We start from the raw sequence: 15,608 nt of genomic DNA, 5'->3' as shown, positions 1-15,608 counted from the left end.
GAATGAACGTTTGGGAGTTCAGCCTGGGGGTTTTCCTGGGCAGTACCCTGGCGGGGTTTCTGGGGGCACTCACGGGCTTGGGGGGAGGGGTGGTGTTGGTGCCCCTTTTGGTGCTGGTCTTCCGGGTAGACCTGCACCACGCTTTGGGGGCTTCCTTGGTGTCGGTGATCGCCACCAGCAGTGGGGCTGCTGCTGCCTATGTACGGGAAGGGTACACCAATCTCCGGCTGGGTATGTTCTTGGAGCTAGCCACCACCCTTGGGGCCCTCTTGGGTGCAGGCCTACTCGGTGTCCTGCCCAAACGGCTTGTGGCCCTGGTGTTTGGCCTCGTCTTACTTCACTCCGCCTACTTAAGCTACCAAGGTCGCCTCGAGGACCAGCCCATAGATCCCAAGGTCTCGGATCCCCTGGCGAAAAGGTTGCGATTGGAAGGAGGCTTTCCCAGCCCTGAGGGGGAGCGGGCCTATGGGGTGCGCCGCCTGTTGGCGGGCCTGGGCCTTATGGGGTTGGCGGGGGTTCTCTCCGGACTTCTTGGCATCGGGTCGGGGGCCGTCAAGGTGTTGGCCATGGACCGGGTTATGGGGCTTCCTTATAAGGTTTCCACTACCACTTCCAACTTCATGATCGGGGTCACGGCCGCCGCCAGCGCCGGCATCTACCTCCGGCAAGGCTACATTGACCCGGTAATCAGCTTCCCGGTAATACTAGGAGTCCTCCTTGGGGCTTTCCTGGGGGCTAAGATCCTGCCGAGAAGCCCCACCCCTAGGCTCCGGTTGATCTTCGCCCTGGTGATCGCCTTCTTGGGGGTGCAGATGGTGGTCCAGGGGGTGGGCGGATGAGGCGCATGGACCTCTGGATATCATGGACCCTGCGCGTAGGGGTTCTGCTTTCCGCCCTTCTGGTCTTTCTCGGCGGGCTGGGCTACCTGGCAGCCCACGGGGGAACCCCGGCAGGGGTGGCCTCGTCGGGCCCTTGGTCCATCTGGCCTCCTTCTCTGGATCCTCTAGGCTTCCTGCAGCTTGGTTTGTTACTCCTTATCCTGACCCCCGTGGCCCGAGTGGCCCTGGCCTTGGGCCTTTACCTGGAGGAGCGGGATTGGACTTTTGCTCTCATCACCTTTTGGGTGCTCCTGGTGCTTTTGGGAAGCCTTTTGGGCTACCTTTAACCCCCGTTGGGACGAGGGTTGGGATAGGGTGGTCGGCCCTTTGTTCCGGAGGTGCCAGGCTCTAGCATAAGGGGGGTTGTTGCCTATGGAAACGCCACCTGTCCGCCGCTGGTTCTTAAGCCTGGCCCTTTTCCTGCTGGCTCTTTGGGCCCTCGGCCGCCTCTACAACCTTTTGCTCTGGGTCTTCCTCGCCTTTACCCTGGCTGCTGCCTTGGATCCCTTGGTGGGGCTTTTTGCCCGCAGGTTTCCCCGACCCTCTGCCGTTTTCCTGGCCTACCTCATGATCCTGGGGGTGATGGGCCTGGGGTTTTACCTGGCTGCACCCCTCCTGATCCTGCAGTTCCACCACCTGGGGGAACTCTTACCCATGGTCCTCAAGTGGCTTCAGGCTAACCTAGCCCTTTCCCTCCCTAACCTGGCCTCCTCCCTGGCTTCCTCCGCCCACGTGGCCGGGGATCTTCTCCTCAGGGTAGGGGAGACGGTTTCCGAGATGGTTTTGGCCCTGGTTCTTGCAGTGATGATCGCCCTCGAGCCCCACTTGGTGGCCCGGGCGGCACCGTACCTTCCCGGGAGCGGCTGGACCGAGGTGCTGGAGGATACCTGGAAGCGCATGGGCTACTGGGCTCGGGCTCAGTTCCTCATCGCCCTCTCCTTTGCTCTCCTCTTTGGGGGATGGCTTTTCATCCTTGGCGTTCCCAGCCCCTTCGCCCTGGGAGTGCTGGGCGGGGTCTTGGAGGTGGTGCCCTTTGTGGGCGGGATCGCCACCGCTTCCCTGGCGGCATTGGTGGCCCTTTCGGCCAAGGGCCCTTTGGCGGCGCTCCTTGTGCTTACGGGCTATGGGGTTATCGCCCTTTTGGAGGGAAAGGTCCTCATTCCCTATATCTACGGGCGCACCGTGGGCTTTCATCCCGCCCTGGTGCTCCTCGCCATCTTCGCCTTCGGCAAGCTCTTCGGTTTTCTGGGTATATTCCTGGCGGTACCCATGACCATCCTGGGGGCGGGAATCCTGAAGCACTGGCGGCGCTAGCCCCCCACGTGCACGAAGGGGCGCTGGCTCCGATCGGGTTCGGTGCGGCGCAGGATCTCATGGGTAAGGGTGGGTACATCTCCTTCCCCGAAAAGGAGGAAGTCTAAGGCAGCCTGCAGGGGTCCCTCGTCCGACCACTCGAAGTAAATGTGGGGCCGTCGGCCGGTGCGGTTTCTCAGGTAGAGCAAAAAAGCAGCCAGGGTATTGGGTGCCGCTGTACCCAGGATGCGGAAGATGCGGGCCTCGGAGCGGTCCACCCCCCAGACCCGGGCTTGGGCGGTGAACTCCGAAGGATCCTGCACGAAGACCTCCACGAAGTAAATGGGATCCCCCACCGGGATGTGGGTGGCCTCGCGGATGCGGCGCTCCTTCTCCCAGTACACCCCCCAGCCTCCTCGCTCCGGCCGGTGGGCCACCAGACGGATGGGGGCTTCCTGCGCCTTAAGCTGGGACACAAATTGCTCGGCCATCTCGTCCAGCTGGAAGCCCTCCACCCTGAGTTCAAACGCCCGCAGGGTCCGGGAGAGCAGGGAGATGATCAGGGTGGCCGCAATGAAAAAGGAGGCGATCTTCACCCCATCTGGTCGCTCCAGGACGTTGGCCAGAAGCACGTAGGCGAAGAGGGGGAGGAGGAGGCGGTAGTACCCGCTTTCGGGACGTTTCTCCTGCTCCGCCAGCAGGGCTGCCGAAAGGGCAGCGGAGGTCATGACCACCAGCACGCCGGTGGCGTAGGCAGCTGCCTGGGCCTCTACCCGGGCCTGGAAAAGGAGGGTGAGGGCAAAGGCCACCCCGGTGAAGAAAAGGACCATGGGACGTTGTTTCCTAGCCCATTCCGGGGCCATGCCAAAGCGGGGAAGGTAGCGGGGGACGATGGTGAGGAGGCCCGCCATGGCGCTGGCCCCAGCGAACCAGAGGATGACGATGGAAAAGAGGTCGTAAAGGGTGCCGAAGTCCTCCCCCAGGTAGCGGTGGGCCAGCAAGCTTATGGCCCTGCCGGAAACCTCCTCGCTGCCCCACAGCTCCTGGGGGATGAGGAGGGTGGTGGCGAAGCCCGCCCCTAAGAGGAAGATACCCATGACGAGGGCTGCGGCGAAGAGGAGGCGGTATGTTCCCCGGATGCGGCCCCAGGGGCGCTCCGGGGTATCCCCGGGCAGACCCTGGATCAAGGGCATGACGGCTACCCCGGTTTCGTAACCGGAAAGCCCCAGGGCCAGCTTGGGGAAGGCTAGGGCTGTGGCCAGCACCAGGCCTAGGGGGTCGGGCTGGCTGGAAAGGAGCTTCCGCCACCAGTCCTCCAGGTGCTCCGGGCGTACGTGGGGCAGGGCGGAGAGGAGAACTACTCCGTTAAGGAAGAGATACCCCAGGGTGATGGGTACCGCCAGGCCGATGGCCTCCCGGAACCCCAGGTAGAAGACGAAGCCCAGGAGGCCAATAAGCAGAAGGGTGAGGCCCACCTGGTGTCCCTGAAGCCAGGAGGGAGCCAGGGGGTTGCCTAGGAAGTGAACGGCGGCGTCGGCAGCGGAGAGGGTGATGGTGATCATGAAGTCCGTGGCCATGAAGCCCAGGACCACCAAAACCAAGACCTTGCCCCGCCAGCCGGGGATCAACCGGGTGAGGAGCCCGATGGATCCCTCACCGTGTGGGCTTTCCTCTGCTACCCGGCGGTAGACGGGGTAGACCGCCAGGAAGGCGAAGAGGACCAGGGCCAGGTTGGCCAAAGGGGACAGGAGCCCCGCGGCCAAGAGGGCGATCCCCGGCTGGTAGCCCAGGGAGGAGAAGAGGTCAACCCCTGTGAGGCAGAGAACTTTCCACCAAGGGTAGCGCCCCTCGTCTTCCGGGTGCCCTGAACCGGGGGGAGAAGCAGGGGGTTTCATAGACCCTTAAGGATAGCGGCCACGCTACGGGGTACGTGGCCATAGGCTCGGTAGAGGGCATGGGCCTCGAGGAGTAGGGGCTTGGCCTCCATCCCCCTTCCCTCCTTTGCTAGGGTAAGCCCAAGGAGGTACCGGGCAAGAGGATTCTGGGGATCCAGGGCCACGGCCTTCCTCAGCATAGCCTCGGAGCGGGCGAGGCCTGTGGGAGTCCTCGGGGGCTTAAGAACCCCTCCTCGAGCCTGCTCGCCCCGGTAGTAATAGAACTGGCTCCGGACGAAAGCGTAGGGCAGAGGCCCAACCTCATCGGGAAGCCACCTTCTTCCGTGGATGCGGTAGGCCACAATGGCTCCATCCCGGGCGTAGATGGGTTCGGCAAACCGGTACCCCTCCTTGGTGTTGAGGAAGACCCCCAAGTGCCGGGGGAAAGGAGTGGGTTCCGAGGGATCCACCAGGTAGTCCTTCCCCTTAAGCCGTAGCACGGCCACGGCGTGGCCTAGGTTGCTCTCCTGGCCCTCAGGGTTTTTCCACACCATGTAGATGCCAGCGGAAAAACCCATGCTCTCCAAGAGACCTTGGACCAAGGTGGCCTGGAGCAGGCACTGCCGTTCCCCTTTCAAGGTGGCATAGGCGAACTCGTAGCCTTCCTCCAGGCTGAACCGGGGCAGTAGACGTTTCACCACCTGGAAGGCCCAGGTGGCGGCTTCTACGGGAGGGCGGTGGGAGAGGTGGCGGAGGGCCTCCTCCAGATCCCCAGGGTAGCCCCCAGGGGAGGAGCTGGCAGAACCCTTACGGTAGGCGGACTTCAACCAATCCAGAAAGGAAGGGGCTCCGGGAACCTGGTCGTAGGAGTCCTTTACGAGTCGCTGGAAAGCCGGGCTCTCCAGGGGAAAGGCCAAGGCGGTGGGGGATAGGATCAGGACAAAGGCTAAAACCCAAGGGACCACGATAAAGGAATATACACCCAACCCAGGCCTGCTGGGGTAAGGCAAGGGGGCGTGCGGCTATCTGGAGGGATGGGGCAGGTGGAGCATCCGGCTTCCCTCATGGTAGGCCAGAAGGCCAGCGTACCGCCCCCACTCCAGGAGTACCGAGAGAACCCTTTTGGCCTCCGGTTCCGGCAGGTGTTCCTTTAGTCGGTTGAGCACCCATCCTTCAGGAACCCTTCTACGCTCCAAAAGGGCCCGGTGTAGACGAGCAAAAAGGGGTATCCGCCTAAGGAGGTGTTCGGCGAACATCACCTTGCGCTCCTCGAGGCTGGCCTCCGCCCAAGCCACGCCTGCCGGGGTGAGCTCCACGTCCCCCTTTTCCACCCGGGCAAACCCCAATAGCTCGAGGGCCTCCAGGAGGGGGAAGAGGTCGTCCACCTCGAGGCCTTCCTCCTCCGCCAGAAGGGGAAGGTCGGCCCGCCCCCCCAGGCGGGCGATGGCCTCGGCCAGGCTCATGAGGGCACCCACTCGGGCATCGGGCAGGCGGAGAAGTTCCTCCTCCAGACGCCTTTCCACCTCCTCCCGAGGGGTTAGGGCCTCATAGATTTGGTCTACCAGGGCGCGGAACTGGGGGTTGCTGGGGTCCCTGGGATGGGGAAGAGGGATGCGGATCTCCCTCCCAATGCGGGCTGGACTCCCCTCGAGGATCAAGGCCCGGTCGGCCAAGGCCACCGCCTCCTCGATGTTGTGGGTGACCATGAGGACCGCCTTGGTGGAGATCCGCCCTGAAAGCCAAAGGTCCAGGAAATCCCCCCTGAGCCCCTCGGCGGTGAGGGGGTCCAGGGCGGAGAAGGCCTCGTCCAGGAGAAGGACCTCGGGTTCCACCACCAAGGCCCGGGCGAAGCCCACCCGTTGCCGCATCCCCCCGGAAAGCTCCTTGGGAAAGGCTTCCTCGAACCCCCTTAGGCCGATGAGGGCGATGGCCTCGCGAGCCCGTTCCAGGCGCTCCCTCTTGGGTATCCCCCGGGCCTCGAGGCCTAGGGCTACGTTGTCCAGCACCGTGAGCCAGGGGAAGAGGGCGAAGGTCTGGAAGACCATGGCCATGCCTTCCACGGGGCCTTCCACCCGCTTGCCCTTAAAGCGCACCTCGCCCGCATCGGGGAGGATGAGGCCCGCCAGGATGCGCAGGAGGGTGCTTTTCCCCCCTCCCGAGCGCCCCAGGAGGGCCACCACCTCGCCCTCCCTTAGGGTCAGGTTCACCCCGAAGAGCACCGGGTAGGCCCGTTCCCCTGCCCGGAAGGCCTTGACGATGTCCTTGGCGCTGAGCAGCATACTTTCCCCCTAGAAGCGGAACTTTTCCTCGGCCAGGCGGTATAACCGCCGCCAGACAAAGCGGTTGATGGCCACCACGTAGAGGCTCATCACGGCTATGCCCAGGAGGAGATGGGGTCCTTGCCCTTCCTCTAGGGTCCAGCGGGCGATGTAACTGCCAAGGCCGGTGGCCTGGAGGGTGAGGGAACCCCACTGCACCACCTCGGCCACGATGGCGGCGTTCCAGGTGCCCCCGCTGGCGGTAATGAGGCCCGTGAGGATATGGGGGAAGGTGCCGGGCAGAAGAAGCCTTCTCCAAAGGGTTAGGCCTTTAAGGCCAAAGCTTCGGGCCGCTTCCTTCAAGTCCTCGGGCAGGGCCATGCTGCCCGCCACGGCGTTGAAGAGGATATACCACTGGGTCCCGAGGGCCATGAGAAAGGCGGAGAACACCTCCAGAGAGAAATGATGGCGGAGGAGGAAAAGGGCCAAAAGGGGATAGAGCAGGTTGACGGGAAAGGCGGCGAGGAGCTGGAGAAGGGCCTCTACCCGCTGGGCAACCCGGGGCCTCAGGCCCAGGAGGATGCCCGCGGGCACCCAGATGGCGGTGGCCAACAGGAGTACCCCCATGACCCGGAGGAAGGTGAAAAAGCCCAGGAGGAAGACCCGGGCCACCTCCAGCCATCCCAGGGGCTGGAGCTGGCGCCAAAGGATAAAGGCCCCAATCCCCCCGAGGAGAAGGAGGGGAAGGACCAGGACCCACTGGGGAAGGATAAGGCGGCGCGGAGGGCGCCTCCGTTCCAGCTGGAAGAGGGCCTCGAGGGCCCAGGAAAAGGCGGCCTCGGCGATTCCCCTTAGGGTGTGGGTCCGCCTTAGAAGGTCCAGAACCCAGCTTCTTGTTGGTTCGGTTCCGGGCCGTTCCTCGTACTTGAAGCGCTGGCTCCAGGCCACCAGGGGCCGGAAGAGAAGCTGGTCGTAGGCCAGGATGGCCGCCAGCATGCTCAAGGAAGCGAGAAGCACCGCCCGACCATCCCCCTGGGCGATGGCGGTGGCCAGGTAGGACCCGATGCCGGGAAGCTGCACCTGGGTCTTGCCCACGGCGATGGCCTCCGAGGCCACCACAAAGAACCATCCCCCCGACATGGACATCATGGCGTTCCAGACCAGGCCCGGCAGGGCAAAGGGGAGCTCCAGGCGGAAGAAGCGTTGCCAGGGGGAGAGGCGGAACAAGGTGGCCGCCTCATCCAGTTCCCGGGGAAGGGTTTTCAGGGACTGGTAGAAGCTGAAGGCCATGTTCCAGGCCTGGGAGGTGAAGACGGCGAAGATGGCCGCAAGCTCGTAGCCCAGGGCCCGTCCGGGGAACAAGGCGGCGAAGGCCCCTGCCGTGGCTGCCAGGAAGCCCAGGATGGGAACGGATTGCAGGATGTCCAAGAGGGAGATGAGGAAGGGCTCCAGCCGGGTCTTGGCCGCCAGGGGAGCGTAGACCAGGGTGAAGAGCGTGGAAAGCAGGAAGGCTACCCCCATGCGGAAGGCGGTTCGCAGGGTGTATTCCGGTAGCTTTAAAGGATCCAGGGAGATGGGATTTGGGTGAAAGGGACCTACTGTTTCCCGGGAAGCCTCGAGGAAAAGGGCCAGGAGGCCCAGGGTTAGGAGGAGGGCCAGGAGGTCGTGGCGGTTGGGACGTTCAGGGATCCGGGTCAGGGCCATGGAGGTTTTCCTTTCCCGATAAGGGAGGGGTTGTCAGGTTGAGCTTGGGGCAGGATGAGGTCCGCTTGAGTTGGGGTTATGCACCTATTCCACCCCCTTGGCGCATGGCAGACGCCCTTCCACGTTATACTCCTTTCCTTAAGACCCGGGGTGCGGGCCAAGGAGCTGGCCCGCCTGCCCGGGGGTTGGGCTGAACCGTTTGGGCTCCAGGCTGGTAATAAGTGGCGGTGGGGATCTATCCCTACCCGGTGGAGGGGGATCTCCCAGAGCGTATGCCTTAAGGTCCTCATATGAGGAGCCCGAGCGCCAAGCCCACCCCATAACCCAGCGAACCCACCAGGAACAACGCCCTCGGTGTGCTCTCGGGGGTGGGGGAGGGGGCCTGTGCGTTTAAGGCGTAGGCCCCTCGTTTGCGCAGGCGTACCCCAAGCCTTAAGGCCAAGGCGGCCATGGGGAAGCCAGCGTTGGGGGAAGGGGTTTTCCGGGCCTCCACTAGGAGCTTGGGCCAGAGCCTAGGAGGAGAGAGGAGAAGCCCGGTGATCCGTGCCGGGACCAGGTTCAAGAGATCGTCAGCCCTTGCGGCGAAAGCCCCTCTCGCCCCATGTTCCCGGTAGCCCCACATGGCATCGGCGGTGTTGGCATAGCGGTAAAGGGCAGCTCCCGCAAGCCCAAAGAGGGCGTAGTAGAGGAGGGGAGCCAGGAAGCTATCCGAGAGGTTTTCGGCCAGGCTTTCCAAGGCAGCCTCCCGCACCTCCTCGGGGGAGAGGTCTTTCGTGGGGCGGCTCACGATGCGGGATAGCCGGGCCCGGGCTGCCTCCAGGTCCTTTCCCAGGGCCCTCTCCACCGCGGCCACCTCCTCCAGGAGCATGCGCAGGCTGAAGAGGGGCTTGAGGAGGAGGCCCAGAAAGACCCAGCCCCAGGCCAGGGGCCTCAGGAGGAGGTCTAGAAGTAGGGCGGGTAGGGTGAAGAGGAAGGCCCCCAGGATCCAGTAGAAGGCCCCCGATGCCAAGCCCCGCACCCGGGGCCAGGCCCAGGAGAGGTACCGCCCCATGAGGACCACGGGGTGGAGCCGGGCCGGGGGTTCCCCGAAAAGGGCGTCCAAAAGGAGGGCCAGGAGAAGGCTCACAGGCTTGGTTCCAATCGGTCCAAAACCCGCCTGGGCCAGTCCAGGATCACGGCGCTGCCAGGGGGGAGGAGGGCGTCCTCCCCCAGGGCCCGGAGCACGGCCCGGATCACCCCTCCGTGGGTAAAGAGAAGGGCGGGGCCGGTAAGCCCTTCCAGAAAGCGGAAAACCCTTTCCTGGAAGGCCTCGAGGCTCTCCCCCCCTGGGGGGTTGAAGCCCTGGAACCGGAGGAGGGCCTCTTGGTACCCACGCTCCAACGCTTCCCACAGGGCACCCTCCAGGGTGCCAAAGTGGATCTCCCTCAGAGCGGGGGCCAGGGTTGGTTGGAAACCCGCCAAGGTGGCCGTTTGCAAGACCCGCTTTAGGTCTGAGCTGTGGGCGGGAAGGGAAGGAAGCCTCCCCTTTAGCCCCAGGGCCTGGGCTTCCCCTAAGGGGGTAAGGGGAAGGTCGGTCCAGCCCAGAAGCCGATGTTCCCGGTTCCACTGGGTCTCCCCGTGGCGCACCAACCAGAGTTCCATGGCCCAAAGCTTAAACTGCTACCGTATGGGCTACCAGGAGGTCTTGCAAGCGGCCCAAAACCGCATGGAGAGACTTACCAAGCCCCCCCGCTCCCTGGGCCGGCTGGAGGAGGTGGCGGTGCGGCTCGCCGCCCTCCAGGGAAGGGTCAAACCGGAGCTGGGCCCTGGGGCGGTGGTGGTGGCCGCCGCCGACCACGGGGTGGTGGCGGAGGGGGTTTCCGCCTACCCCCAGGAGGTTACCCGCCAGATGGTCCTGAACTTCCTAAGGGGCGGGGCGGCCATCAACCAGTTGGCGGGGGTGGCGGACTGCCGGGTCTACGTCCTGGACGTGGGGGTCAAGGGGGAGCTCCCCGACCACCCCGGGCTCCTAAGGCGCAAGGTACGCCCGGGCACGGGGAACCTGGCCCGGGAGGCAGCCATGACCCTTGGCGAAGCGGAAAAAGCCCTGGAGGCGGGTCGGGAAGCGGCCCGCCTGGCCATCGCCCAAGGGGCCACCTTGCTGGCGGCTGGGGACATGGGCATCGGCAACACCACCGCGGCCAGTGCCCTTACCGCGGCCCTCTTGGGCCTGCCCCCGGAGGCGGTGGTGGGCCGGGGCACGGGGGTAGGGGATGAGGGCCTCCGGCGCAAGCGGGAGGCGGTGGCTGCGGCCCTCTCCCGCCTACGCCCGGGCATGGCGCCCTTGGAGGTGGCCGCGGAGGTGGGGGGTCTGGAGCTCTTGGCCATCGCCGGGGTGTACCTGGAGGGGTATGCGGCCGGGCTTCCCTTGGTCCTGGACGGGTTTCCCGTCTCCGCGGGGGCCCTTTTGGCCTGGAAGCTGGAGCCCCGTATCCGGGAACACCTCTTTGCCGGCCACCTCTCCCGGGAGCCGGGGCACCGGCCCATCCTCGAGGCCCTGGGCCTGAAGCCCCTACTGGACCTGGACCTGGCCCTGGGGGAGGGGACGGGGGCGGTCCTGGCCATGCCCCTCCTCCGGGCCGCGGCCCGCATCCTGCACATGGCCACCTTTGAGGAGGCGGGGGTTTCCGAACGGATTTAGGCGCCCANTGGCGCAAGCCACGACGGGGCAGGTAGCCCATGTGGCGCGCCCTCCGCCTGGCCCTCGCCCTCCTCACCGTCTTTCCCTTGGCCCCCAAGGAGGCCCTTCAAGAGGACTTCCGTCGGAGCACCGCCTTCTTCCCCGTGGCGGGCTACGCCCTCGGACTTCCCCTCTTCCTCCTGGCCTTGCTCCCTCTTCCCGAGGGCCTCTTGGCGGCGTTGCTGCTCGCCTGCCTTTTGGGCCTCACAGGCTTTTTGCACCTGGATGGCCTCTTGGACGCCGCCGATGCCCTTTTGGCCTCGAGGTCCCTGGAGGAAAGGCTTCGCATCCTCAAGGACCCCCATCTGGGTCCCTTTGCCTTTGGGGTGGGGGGGCTTTACCTTCTCCTCCTCTGGCAGGCCTTGGCCCTGGTGCGCGAGCCCCTTTTCCTCCTTCTCCTCCCCGGTTTCGCCCGCTTCGCCATCCTCCCCTTCCTGAACCGCTATCCCCTCCTGCATCCAGGGATGGCGGGCCTGATCCGGGGCGGCCCGGTGCTTCTACCCTTCCTCCTGGCCCTGCCCTTTCCCCTCCTCTACCCGGGGCCCGCCCTCCTGGCCCTCCTGGCGGCCTGGGGGGTTGCTCACCTGGCGGCGCGGAGGCTTGGGGGGGTGAACGGGGACGTGTTGGGGGCCATGATCGCCCTTTCGGAGCTCGGGGGCCTGTTAGGCTATGCCTTGTGGAAGAGCCTAAGCGGGTGAAGCCCTACGCCAAGCCACAAGGGGAAAGGCGGGGCCTGCTTCTCGTCTACACGGGGGACGGGAAGGGCAAGAGCACCGCCGCCTTCGGCCTGGCCCTACGGGCCCACGGCCGGGGGCTTAGGGTGCGCATCTTTCAGTTCCTCAAGCACCAAGGGGCCCGCTTCGGGGAACACCGGGCCTTTTCTGCCCTGGGGATTCCCGTGGAGGGCTTGGGGGATGGGTTCACCTGGAAAAGCCAGGACCTGGATCGCTCGGCGGCCCTGGCTAGGGAAGGCTGGGAAAGGGCGAGGGCGGCCCTTCTCTCCGGGGAGTGGGACCTGGTGGTTCTGGATGAAGCCACCTATCCCCTGCGCTACGGCTGGGTTTCCCTGGAGGAGTTCCTGCAGGTCTTGGGAGACCGCCCCCGCCACGTGCACGTGGTGGTCACGGGCCGCGGTGCCCCGGAGGCCCTCTTGGCCCTGGCGGACACCGTCACGGAGATGCGCAAGGTGAAGCACGCCTTTGACCTGGGCGTGCCCGCCCAGAAGGGGATAGAGCACTAAAGCCTTAGGGCCCGGCCCGCCACCATGAGGTAGACCTCCTCGGCCTCCTGGGCGAAGAGGGCGTTCACCTCCCCCAGGAGGTCCCGGTAACGCCGGGCCAAGGGATGGGCGGGGACGATGCCCATGCCCACCTCGTTGGAGACGGCGATGATCCGCTTGCCGCTTTGGGGGATGGCCTTCAGGAACCCCTTGGCCGCCTCGAGGGGGTCCAGGCCCCTTTCCAGCAGGTTGGCCACCCAGAGGGTCAGGCAGTCCACCACCACCGTGGGGTGGAGGGCCTGGAAGAGGGCTCTGGTCAGGTCCACGGGCTCCTCCAGGGTCTCCCAGGTGGGGGGGCGCTCGGCCCGATGGCGGGCGATCCTCTCCGCCATCTCCTCGTCCTTTGCCTCGGCGGTGGCGATGAGGGTGGCCAGGGGCCCGGCAAGGCGCTGGGCGTAGCGGCTTTTGCCGCTTCTTGCCCCTCCCAGGAGGAGGATGAGGCCGGGGCCAGGAGGGGGGTCTGGGCTTTCCCGTCCTGAGGGAAGGGGCCGGGCCTTCCCTGCAAGCCCCAGGGCCCGGTGGAGGGGCCCCAGGTCCAGGTGGCCCTCCAAGGCGTCGGCCAGCTCCTCCAGGGCCTCCTCCAGCCCCTTGGCCTCCCGGCCGAAGAGGGCCCTTTGCACCCCGGGGTTTTCCATGAGGCCGTGGAGCCAGGTGGCCAGGAGGGGGCCTTCCTGGTGGAAAAGGGGAAGCCCCTGGCCGTGGTGGATCTCGTACCCCTCCACCTCGAGGCCATTCAAACCACTCCAGAAGCCTGTTAGGCCCTGAAGGTAAAGGCGCCTACGTTCCACGGTTTTGCTCCTTTCCATCCGCACCCGGAAGGGCAGGAGACCAAGGCCTGGGAAGAGGCCCCTTCTTTCCACCCCTTCCTCGTCCAAGATGGCCTCCGAAAGCATCTCTGCTCCTCCACAGACGGCCAAGACCGGCTTCCCCTGGGCCAGGTGGGCTTGGATCAGGGGCAGGAAACCCCTGAGCCAGGGGAGGTCCTCGGCGGGCAGGCGGCTTCCGGGAAGGATCAAGAGCCAGGCCCCTTCCGCTTCCTGTGGGGTGCGGGCGTGAACCAGTTGAGCCAGCTCGCTTAGGGGCCAGAACTCATCCAGGTTGGAGGCATGGGGGTAACGGAGCACCGCCACCTTGGGGCCCAGGCCCGGCCTGGGTCGGTGCCGGAACCCGTCCTCCTCGGGAAGCTCCAGCCCCAGCATGGGTAGGGTTCCGAGGACCGGGACCCCGGTCCAGTCCTGTAAAAGCCCATAAGCGGGCTTCAGGAGTTCCAGGTCTCCCCGGAACTTGTTGAACACAAACCCCAGAAGCCGTCGGCGGTGGTCCTGCAACAGGGCCCAGGTGCCGTAGAGGGCTGCCAGGGAGCCCCCCTGGTCCACGTCCGCCACCAAGAGGGCCTTGGCCCCTGCCCACTCGGCCACCCTCAGGTTGGGGAGGTCGGGCCAGAGGTTCCGCTCCACGGGGCTTCCCGCCCCCTCCATCACCACCAGGTCGTGGTCCCGGAGAAGCCCCTCCAGGGCCTCCCGTACCACCCCCTCCAGGTGGGGGCGGCGCTCCTTCCAGGAAAGCCGGGAAAGCTCCGGGCTCACCTGGCCCAGGAGGACCACCTGGGAGGACCGCTCCCCCATGGGCTTTAGGAGGACCGGGTTCATGCGGGGCTCCGGGGGGACGCCTGCCGCCAGGGCCTGGAGCCACTGGGCGCTGGCCATCTCGCCCCCTGCCACCACCCGGGCGTGGTTGGACATGTTCTGGGCCTTGAAGGGAGCTACCTGGAGGCCCAGGCGCTTGAAGTGCCGGAGGAGGCCTGCGGTGAGGAGGCTTTTCCCTACCCCGCTCCCCGTGCCCCAGACCATGAGGGCTTTAGCCCGCATGGAAGACCTCCCGGATTCCCGCGGGGTGGGTCTGGGCGGGGGCCTTCTCCATCTCCTCCCGGGTGTAGGCCTCCTTCGGGATCGGCCCGGGGAGGGCATCCGGGCAGCGGGTGGGGATGTGGGGCTTGTCCAGGGCCAAGGGGAGGGGTGGCCTAGGCCTTTTTCCCTCTTCCCCAGGCAGGGCCTTGACGAGCCAGGCAAGGCTATATCCCCGGGGATCCAGGCCCAGGGCGGACCAAAGGCCCTTTAGCGCCCTTGCCCCTGGTTGCTGGGCCATGAAGGCCACCTGGGCATGCTTGCCCGCGGCCCGGAGCCCCCTGGAAGCCCCTGGGCCGCCCTCGGCCTGGAGGGGCCAGCGCTCCCCCTCACGCCGCCTCTTTTCTCTGCTCATAGAGGGGCACGGCCTCCTCAGCCTCCCGTAGCCTCTTTACCGCCTCTTTAAGGTAGGCAACGGGCGCCTCCACGCCCTCAGTATACTCGGGCCAAAACCGAGGCCAAGGCCGTGAGGAGGGCCTCGATGGCCTCCTCCCTTTGGGCGGAAAGCCTGAGCCACTCCCCTAGGCCAAAGCTGGTGGCGTCCCGCACCCGGATGCCCCGCTCCCGGAGAGCCTTGGCTACCTCCGTGGCCTTGCCCACCCGGACCAGGAGGAAGTTGGCAGGGCTTTCCCGCACCGCGAGGCCCAGCTCCCTGAGCCCCTGGGCCAGGAGGCCCCTCAGGCGGTGGAGCTCCCGTTTGGCCCCTTCCAGCCAGCCCTGCGCCTCGAGGTCCAGATGCCCTTCCAAGAGGCCTTCCCCGTACACGGAAACCGGCCAGGAAGGGGCCAGGTTCTGGAAATGGCTGAGGTCCAAAGGGGCCACCAGGTATCCGGCCCGTACCCCTGTGAGGCCGTGGGCCTTGTTGGGGCTGAAGAGGAGCCAGGCCTCCCGGGGGAGGGGAGGGAGGGTTTCCAGCAGGGGGTAGTAGGCCAGGTCCAGGACCAGGGCCCCTCCTGCCCTGGCCGCGGCCTCCTCCAAAAAGGGATAAACCTCCCCCGTGGGGTTGTTGGGCACGCAGAGGAAGGCCAGGGAGCTTCTCGGCAACAGCCTTAGGAATTCCTCCGGGGTCTCCACCTCCCAAAGGGGCAGGTCCAGGGCCCGGGCCGCCCGGGCGTACTCGCTGAAGGTGGGTTTGAGGAGGAGGAGGGGGCCCCGCAGGTAGTTCCAGCGGACCAGGCGGTGGATGAGCTCGCTGGTTCCCGTGCCCACCGCCACCTGTTTCGGCTGGACCCCGTGGGCCTCGGCCAGGAGGCGGCGGAGGTTGCGGTAGAGGGGATCGGGGTAGCGGCTGGGGTCCTTGGCCTGGATGTACCGGAGGACCACGGGATTGGGCCCCAAGGCGTTGGCGTTGGTGGAGAAGTCGTAGATGGGTTCGGGGCCGCCGTCGGGCCCTCCATGGATGGGCTTCAGCACGTCGTCCAGCATGCCCCCATGCTAGGGTAGGGGCGGTTCACCCCATAGGGGGCTAGGGTCAAATCGAGGGTGCGGGACGGGTGGGGGGCTCGGATGGCGTGCCCCGGACCCCCGCCCCCCTTTTGCCGCTGGCGTGGGATTTCCCTGAGGGCTGGTCTGAACCCGGACAAACACATGTGAGACACCGAGCGGGATAAAAAGATGGGGAACCGACCCTAAAAGGAGGTTCCCCCTATGCAGCTGACCACGGCTGGCAAAGACCTATGGCGAGGAGCTAAGGAAGCGC

The 15,608-nt window shown here is 66.0% G+C and carries 15 protein-coding genes; 6 read left to right on the top strand and 9 right to left on the bottom strand.

Annotation, left to right across the window (positions count from 1 at the left end):
* Positions 1–2 precede the first annotated feature (2 nt).
* From C2847_RS05765 to C2847_RS05755, 3 genes are all read left to right on the top strand, one after another.
* Positions 3–839: a sulfite exporter TauE/SafE family protein gene (locus C2847_RS05765; RefSeq protein ID WP_105317502.1), complete on the top strand. Its 837-nt coding sequence runs from the start codon at positions 3–5 to the stop codon at positions 837–839.
* Complete coding sequence (locus C2847_RS05760; RefSeq protein ID WP_105317501.1) at positions 836–1,165, top strand: DUF1634 domain-containing protein; 330 nt, start codon at positions 836–838, stop codon at positions 1,163–1,165. The genes C2847_RS05765 and C2847_RS05760 overlap by 4 nt, the downstream gene beginning before the upstream one ends.
* An 85-nt stretch (positions 1,166–1,250) precedes the next feature.
* The gene (locus C2847_RS05755; RefSeq protein ID WP_105317500.1) at positions 1,251–2,192 is read left to right on the top strand and encodes an AI-2E family transporter; all 942 of its coding nucleotides are present in this window, start codon (positions 1,251–1,253) and stop codon (positions 2,190–2,192) included.
* Here the strand turns inward: C2847_RS05755 and C2847_RS05750 are convergent.
* The 6 genes from C2847_RS05750 to C2847_RS05725 all read right to left on the bottom strand — a co-directional run bounded on the left by C2847_RS05750 (position 2,189) and on the right by C2847_RS05725 (position 9,648).
* Positions 2,189–4,066 (bottom strand): APC family permease, encoded by a 1,878-nt coding sequence (locus C2847_RS05750; protein WP_105317499.1) that lies wholly within the window; start codon positions 4,064–4,066, stop codon positions 2,189–2,191. The genes C2847_RS05755 and C2847_RS05750 overlap by 4 nt on opposite strands.
* On the bottom strand, positions 4,063–5,010 hold the full coding sequence (locus C2847_RS05745) for a tetratricopeptide repeat protein (protein ID WP_105317498.1): 948 nt from the start codon (positions 5,008–5,010) through the stop codon (positions 4,063–4,065). Before C2847_RS05745 ends, C2847_RS05750 begins: the two co-directional genes overlap by 4 nt.
* A gap of 57 nt (positions 5,011–5,067) precedes the next feature.
* On the bottom strand, positions 5,068–6,324 hold the full coding sequence (locus C2847_RS05740) for an ABC transporter ATP-binding protein (RefSeq protein ID WP_105317497.1): 1,257 nt from the start codon (positions 6,322–6,324) through the stop codon (positions 5,068–5,070).
* A gap of 9 nt (positions 6,325–6,333) precedes the next feature.
* Positions 6,334–8,007 (bottom strand): ABC transporter permease, encoded by a 1,674-nt coding sequence (locus C2847_RS05735; RefSeq protein ID WP_105317496.1) that lies wholly within the window; start codon positions 8,005–8,007, stop codon positions 6,334–6,336.
* Between the two features lie 286 nt (positions 8,008–8,293).
* The gene (gene cbiB / locus C2847_RS05730; protein WP_105317495.1) at positions 8,294–9,133 is read right to left on the bottom strand and encodes an adenosylcobinamide-phosphate synthase CbiB; all 840 of its coding nucleotides are present in this window, start codon (positions 9,131–9,133) and stop codon (positions 8,294–8,296) included.
* Positions 9,130–9,648, bottom strand: a complete 519-nt coding sequence (locus C2847_RS05725; RefSeq protein WP_105317494.1) for a histidine phosphatase family protein — start codon at positions 9,646–9,648, stop codon at positions 9,130–9,132. Before C2847_RS05725 ends, cbiB begins: the two co-directional genes overlap by 4 nt.
* A gap of 25 nt (positions 9,649–9,673) precedes the next feature.
* Here C2847_RS05725 and cobT point away from each other — a divergent pair, with 25 nt between their 5' ends.
* The 3 genes from cobT to cobO all read left to right on the top strand — a co-directional run bounded on the left by cobT (position 9,674) and on the right by cobO (position 11,966).
* Positions 9,674–10,687 carry a nicotinate-nucleotide--dimethylbenzimidazole phosphoribosyltransferase gene (cobT, locus tag C2847_RS05720; protein ID WP_105317514.1) on the top strand — a complete coding sequence of 338 codons (1,014 nt, stop codon included), beginning with the start codon at positions 9,674–9,676 and terminating at the stop codon, positions 10,685–10,687.
* Positions 10,688–10,725: 38 nt separating this feature from the next.
* A complete protein-coding gene (locus tag C2847_RS05715; RefSeq protein ID WP_105317493.1) occupies positions 10,726–11,424 on the top strand; it encodes an adenosylcobinamide-GDP ribazoletransferase in 699 nt (232 codons plus the stop codon).
* Positions 11,403–11,966 (top strand): cob(I)yrinic acid a,c-diamide adenosyltransferase, encoded by a 564-nt coding sequence (cobO, locus tag C2847_RS05710; RefSeq protein ID WP_105317492.1) that lies wholly within the window; start codon positions 11,403–11,405, stop codon positions 11,964–11,966. Before C2847_RS05715 ends, cobO begins: the two co-directional genes overlap by 22 nt.
* Here the strand turns inward: cobO and C2847_RS05705 are convergent.
* The 3 genes from C2847_RS05705 to C2847_RS05695 all read right to left on the bottom strand — a co-directional run bounded on the left by C2847_RS05705 (position 11,963) and on the right by C2847_RS05695 (position 15,334).
* Entirely contained in the window at positions 11,963–13,873 is a 1,911-nt protein-coding gene (locus C2847_RS05705) for a cobyric acid synthase (RefSeq protein WP_105317491.1), read from the bottom strand. The two genes, cobO and C2847_RS05705, sit on opposite strands and share 4 nt — an antisense overlap.
* On the bottom strand, positions 13,863–14,264 hold the full coding sequence (locus tag C2847_RS05700; RefSeq protein WP_105317490.1) for a HEPN domain-containing protein: 402 nt from the start codon (positions 14,262–14,264) through the stop codon (positions 13,863–13,865). Before C2847_RS05700 ends, C2847_RS05705 begins: the two co-directional genes overlap by 11 nt.
* A gap of 77 nt (positions 14,265–14,341) precedes the next feature.
* Positions 14,342–15,334: a pyridoxal phosphate-dependent aminotransferase gene (locus C2847_RS05695; RefSeq protein WP_105317489.1), complete on the bottom strand. Its 993-nt coding sequence runs from the start codon at positions 15,332–15,334 to the stop codon at positions 14,342–14,344.
* Between the last annotated feature and the right edge of the window lie 274 nt (positions 15,335–15,608).

This window comes from Thermus tenuipuniceus (assembly GCF_002964845.1).
GTDB classification, from domain to species: domain Bacteria; phylum Deinococcota; class Deinococci; order Deinococcales; family Thermaceae; genus Thermus; species Thermus tenuipuniceus.
This window is presented reverse-complemented; position numbering and strand designations above follow the sequence as displayed.

Excerpts from the sequence above, each read along its gene's own strand:
- C2847_RS05725 (WP_105317494.1), bottom strand. The coding sequence starts at position 9,648 with ATGGAACTCTGGTTGGTGCGCCACGGGGAGACCCAGTGGAACCGGGAA.
- C2847_RS05760 (WP_105317501.1), top strand. The coding sequence starts at position 836 with ATGAGGCGCATGGACCTCTGGATATCATGGACCCTGCGCGTAGGGGTT.
- C2847_RS05755 (WP_105317500.1), top strand. The coding sequence starts at position 1,251 with ATGGAAACGCCACCTGTCCGCCGCTGGTTCTTAAGCCTGGCCCTTTTC.
- C2847_RS05715 (WP_105317493.1), top strand. The coding sequence starts at position 10,726 with ATGTGGCGCGCCCTCCGCCTGGCCCTCGCCCTCCTCACCGTCTTTCCC.
- C2847_RS05700 (WP_105317490.1), bottom strand. The coding sequence starts at position 14,264 with ATGAGCAGAGAAAAGAGGCGGCGTGAGGGGGAGCGCTGGCCCCTCCAG.
- C2847_RS05740 (WP_105317497.1), bottom strand. The coding sequence starts at position 6,324 with ATGCTGCTCAGCGCCAAGGACATCGTCAAGGCCTTCCGGGCAGGGGAA.
- C2847_RS05735 (WP_105317496.1), bottom strand. The coding sequence starts at position 8,007 with ATGGCCCTGACCCGGATCCCTGAACGTCCCAACCGCCACGACCTCCTG.
- cobT (WP_105317514.1), top strand. The coding sequence starts at position 9,674 with ATGGGCTACCAGGAGGTCTTGCAAGCGGCCCAAAACCGCATGGAGAGA.
- C2847_RS05750 (WP_105317499.1), bottom strand. The coding sequence starts at position 4,066 with ATGAAACCCCCTGCTTCTCCCCCCGGTTCAGGGCACCCGGAAGACGAG.
- C2847_RS05705 (WP_105317491.1), bottom strand. The coding sequence starts at position 13,873 with ATGCGGGCTAAAGCCCTCATGGTCTGGGGCACGGGGAGCGGGGTAGGG.
- C2847_RS05765 (WP_105317502.1), top strand. The coding sequence starts at position 3 with ATGAACGTTTGGGAGTTCAGCCTGGGGGTTTTCCTGGGCAGTACCCTG.
- C2847_RS05695 (WP_105317489.1), bottom strand. The coding sequence starts at position 15,334 with ATGCTGGACGACGTGCTGAAGCCCATCCATGGAGGGCCCGACGGCGGC.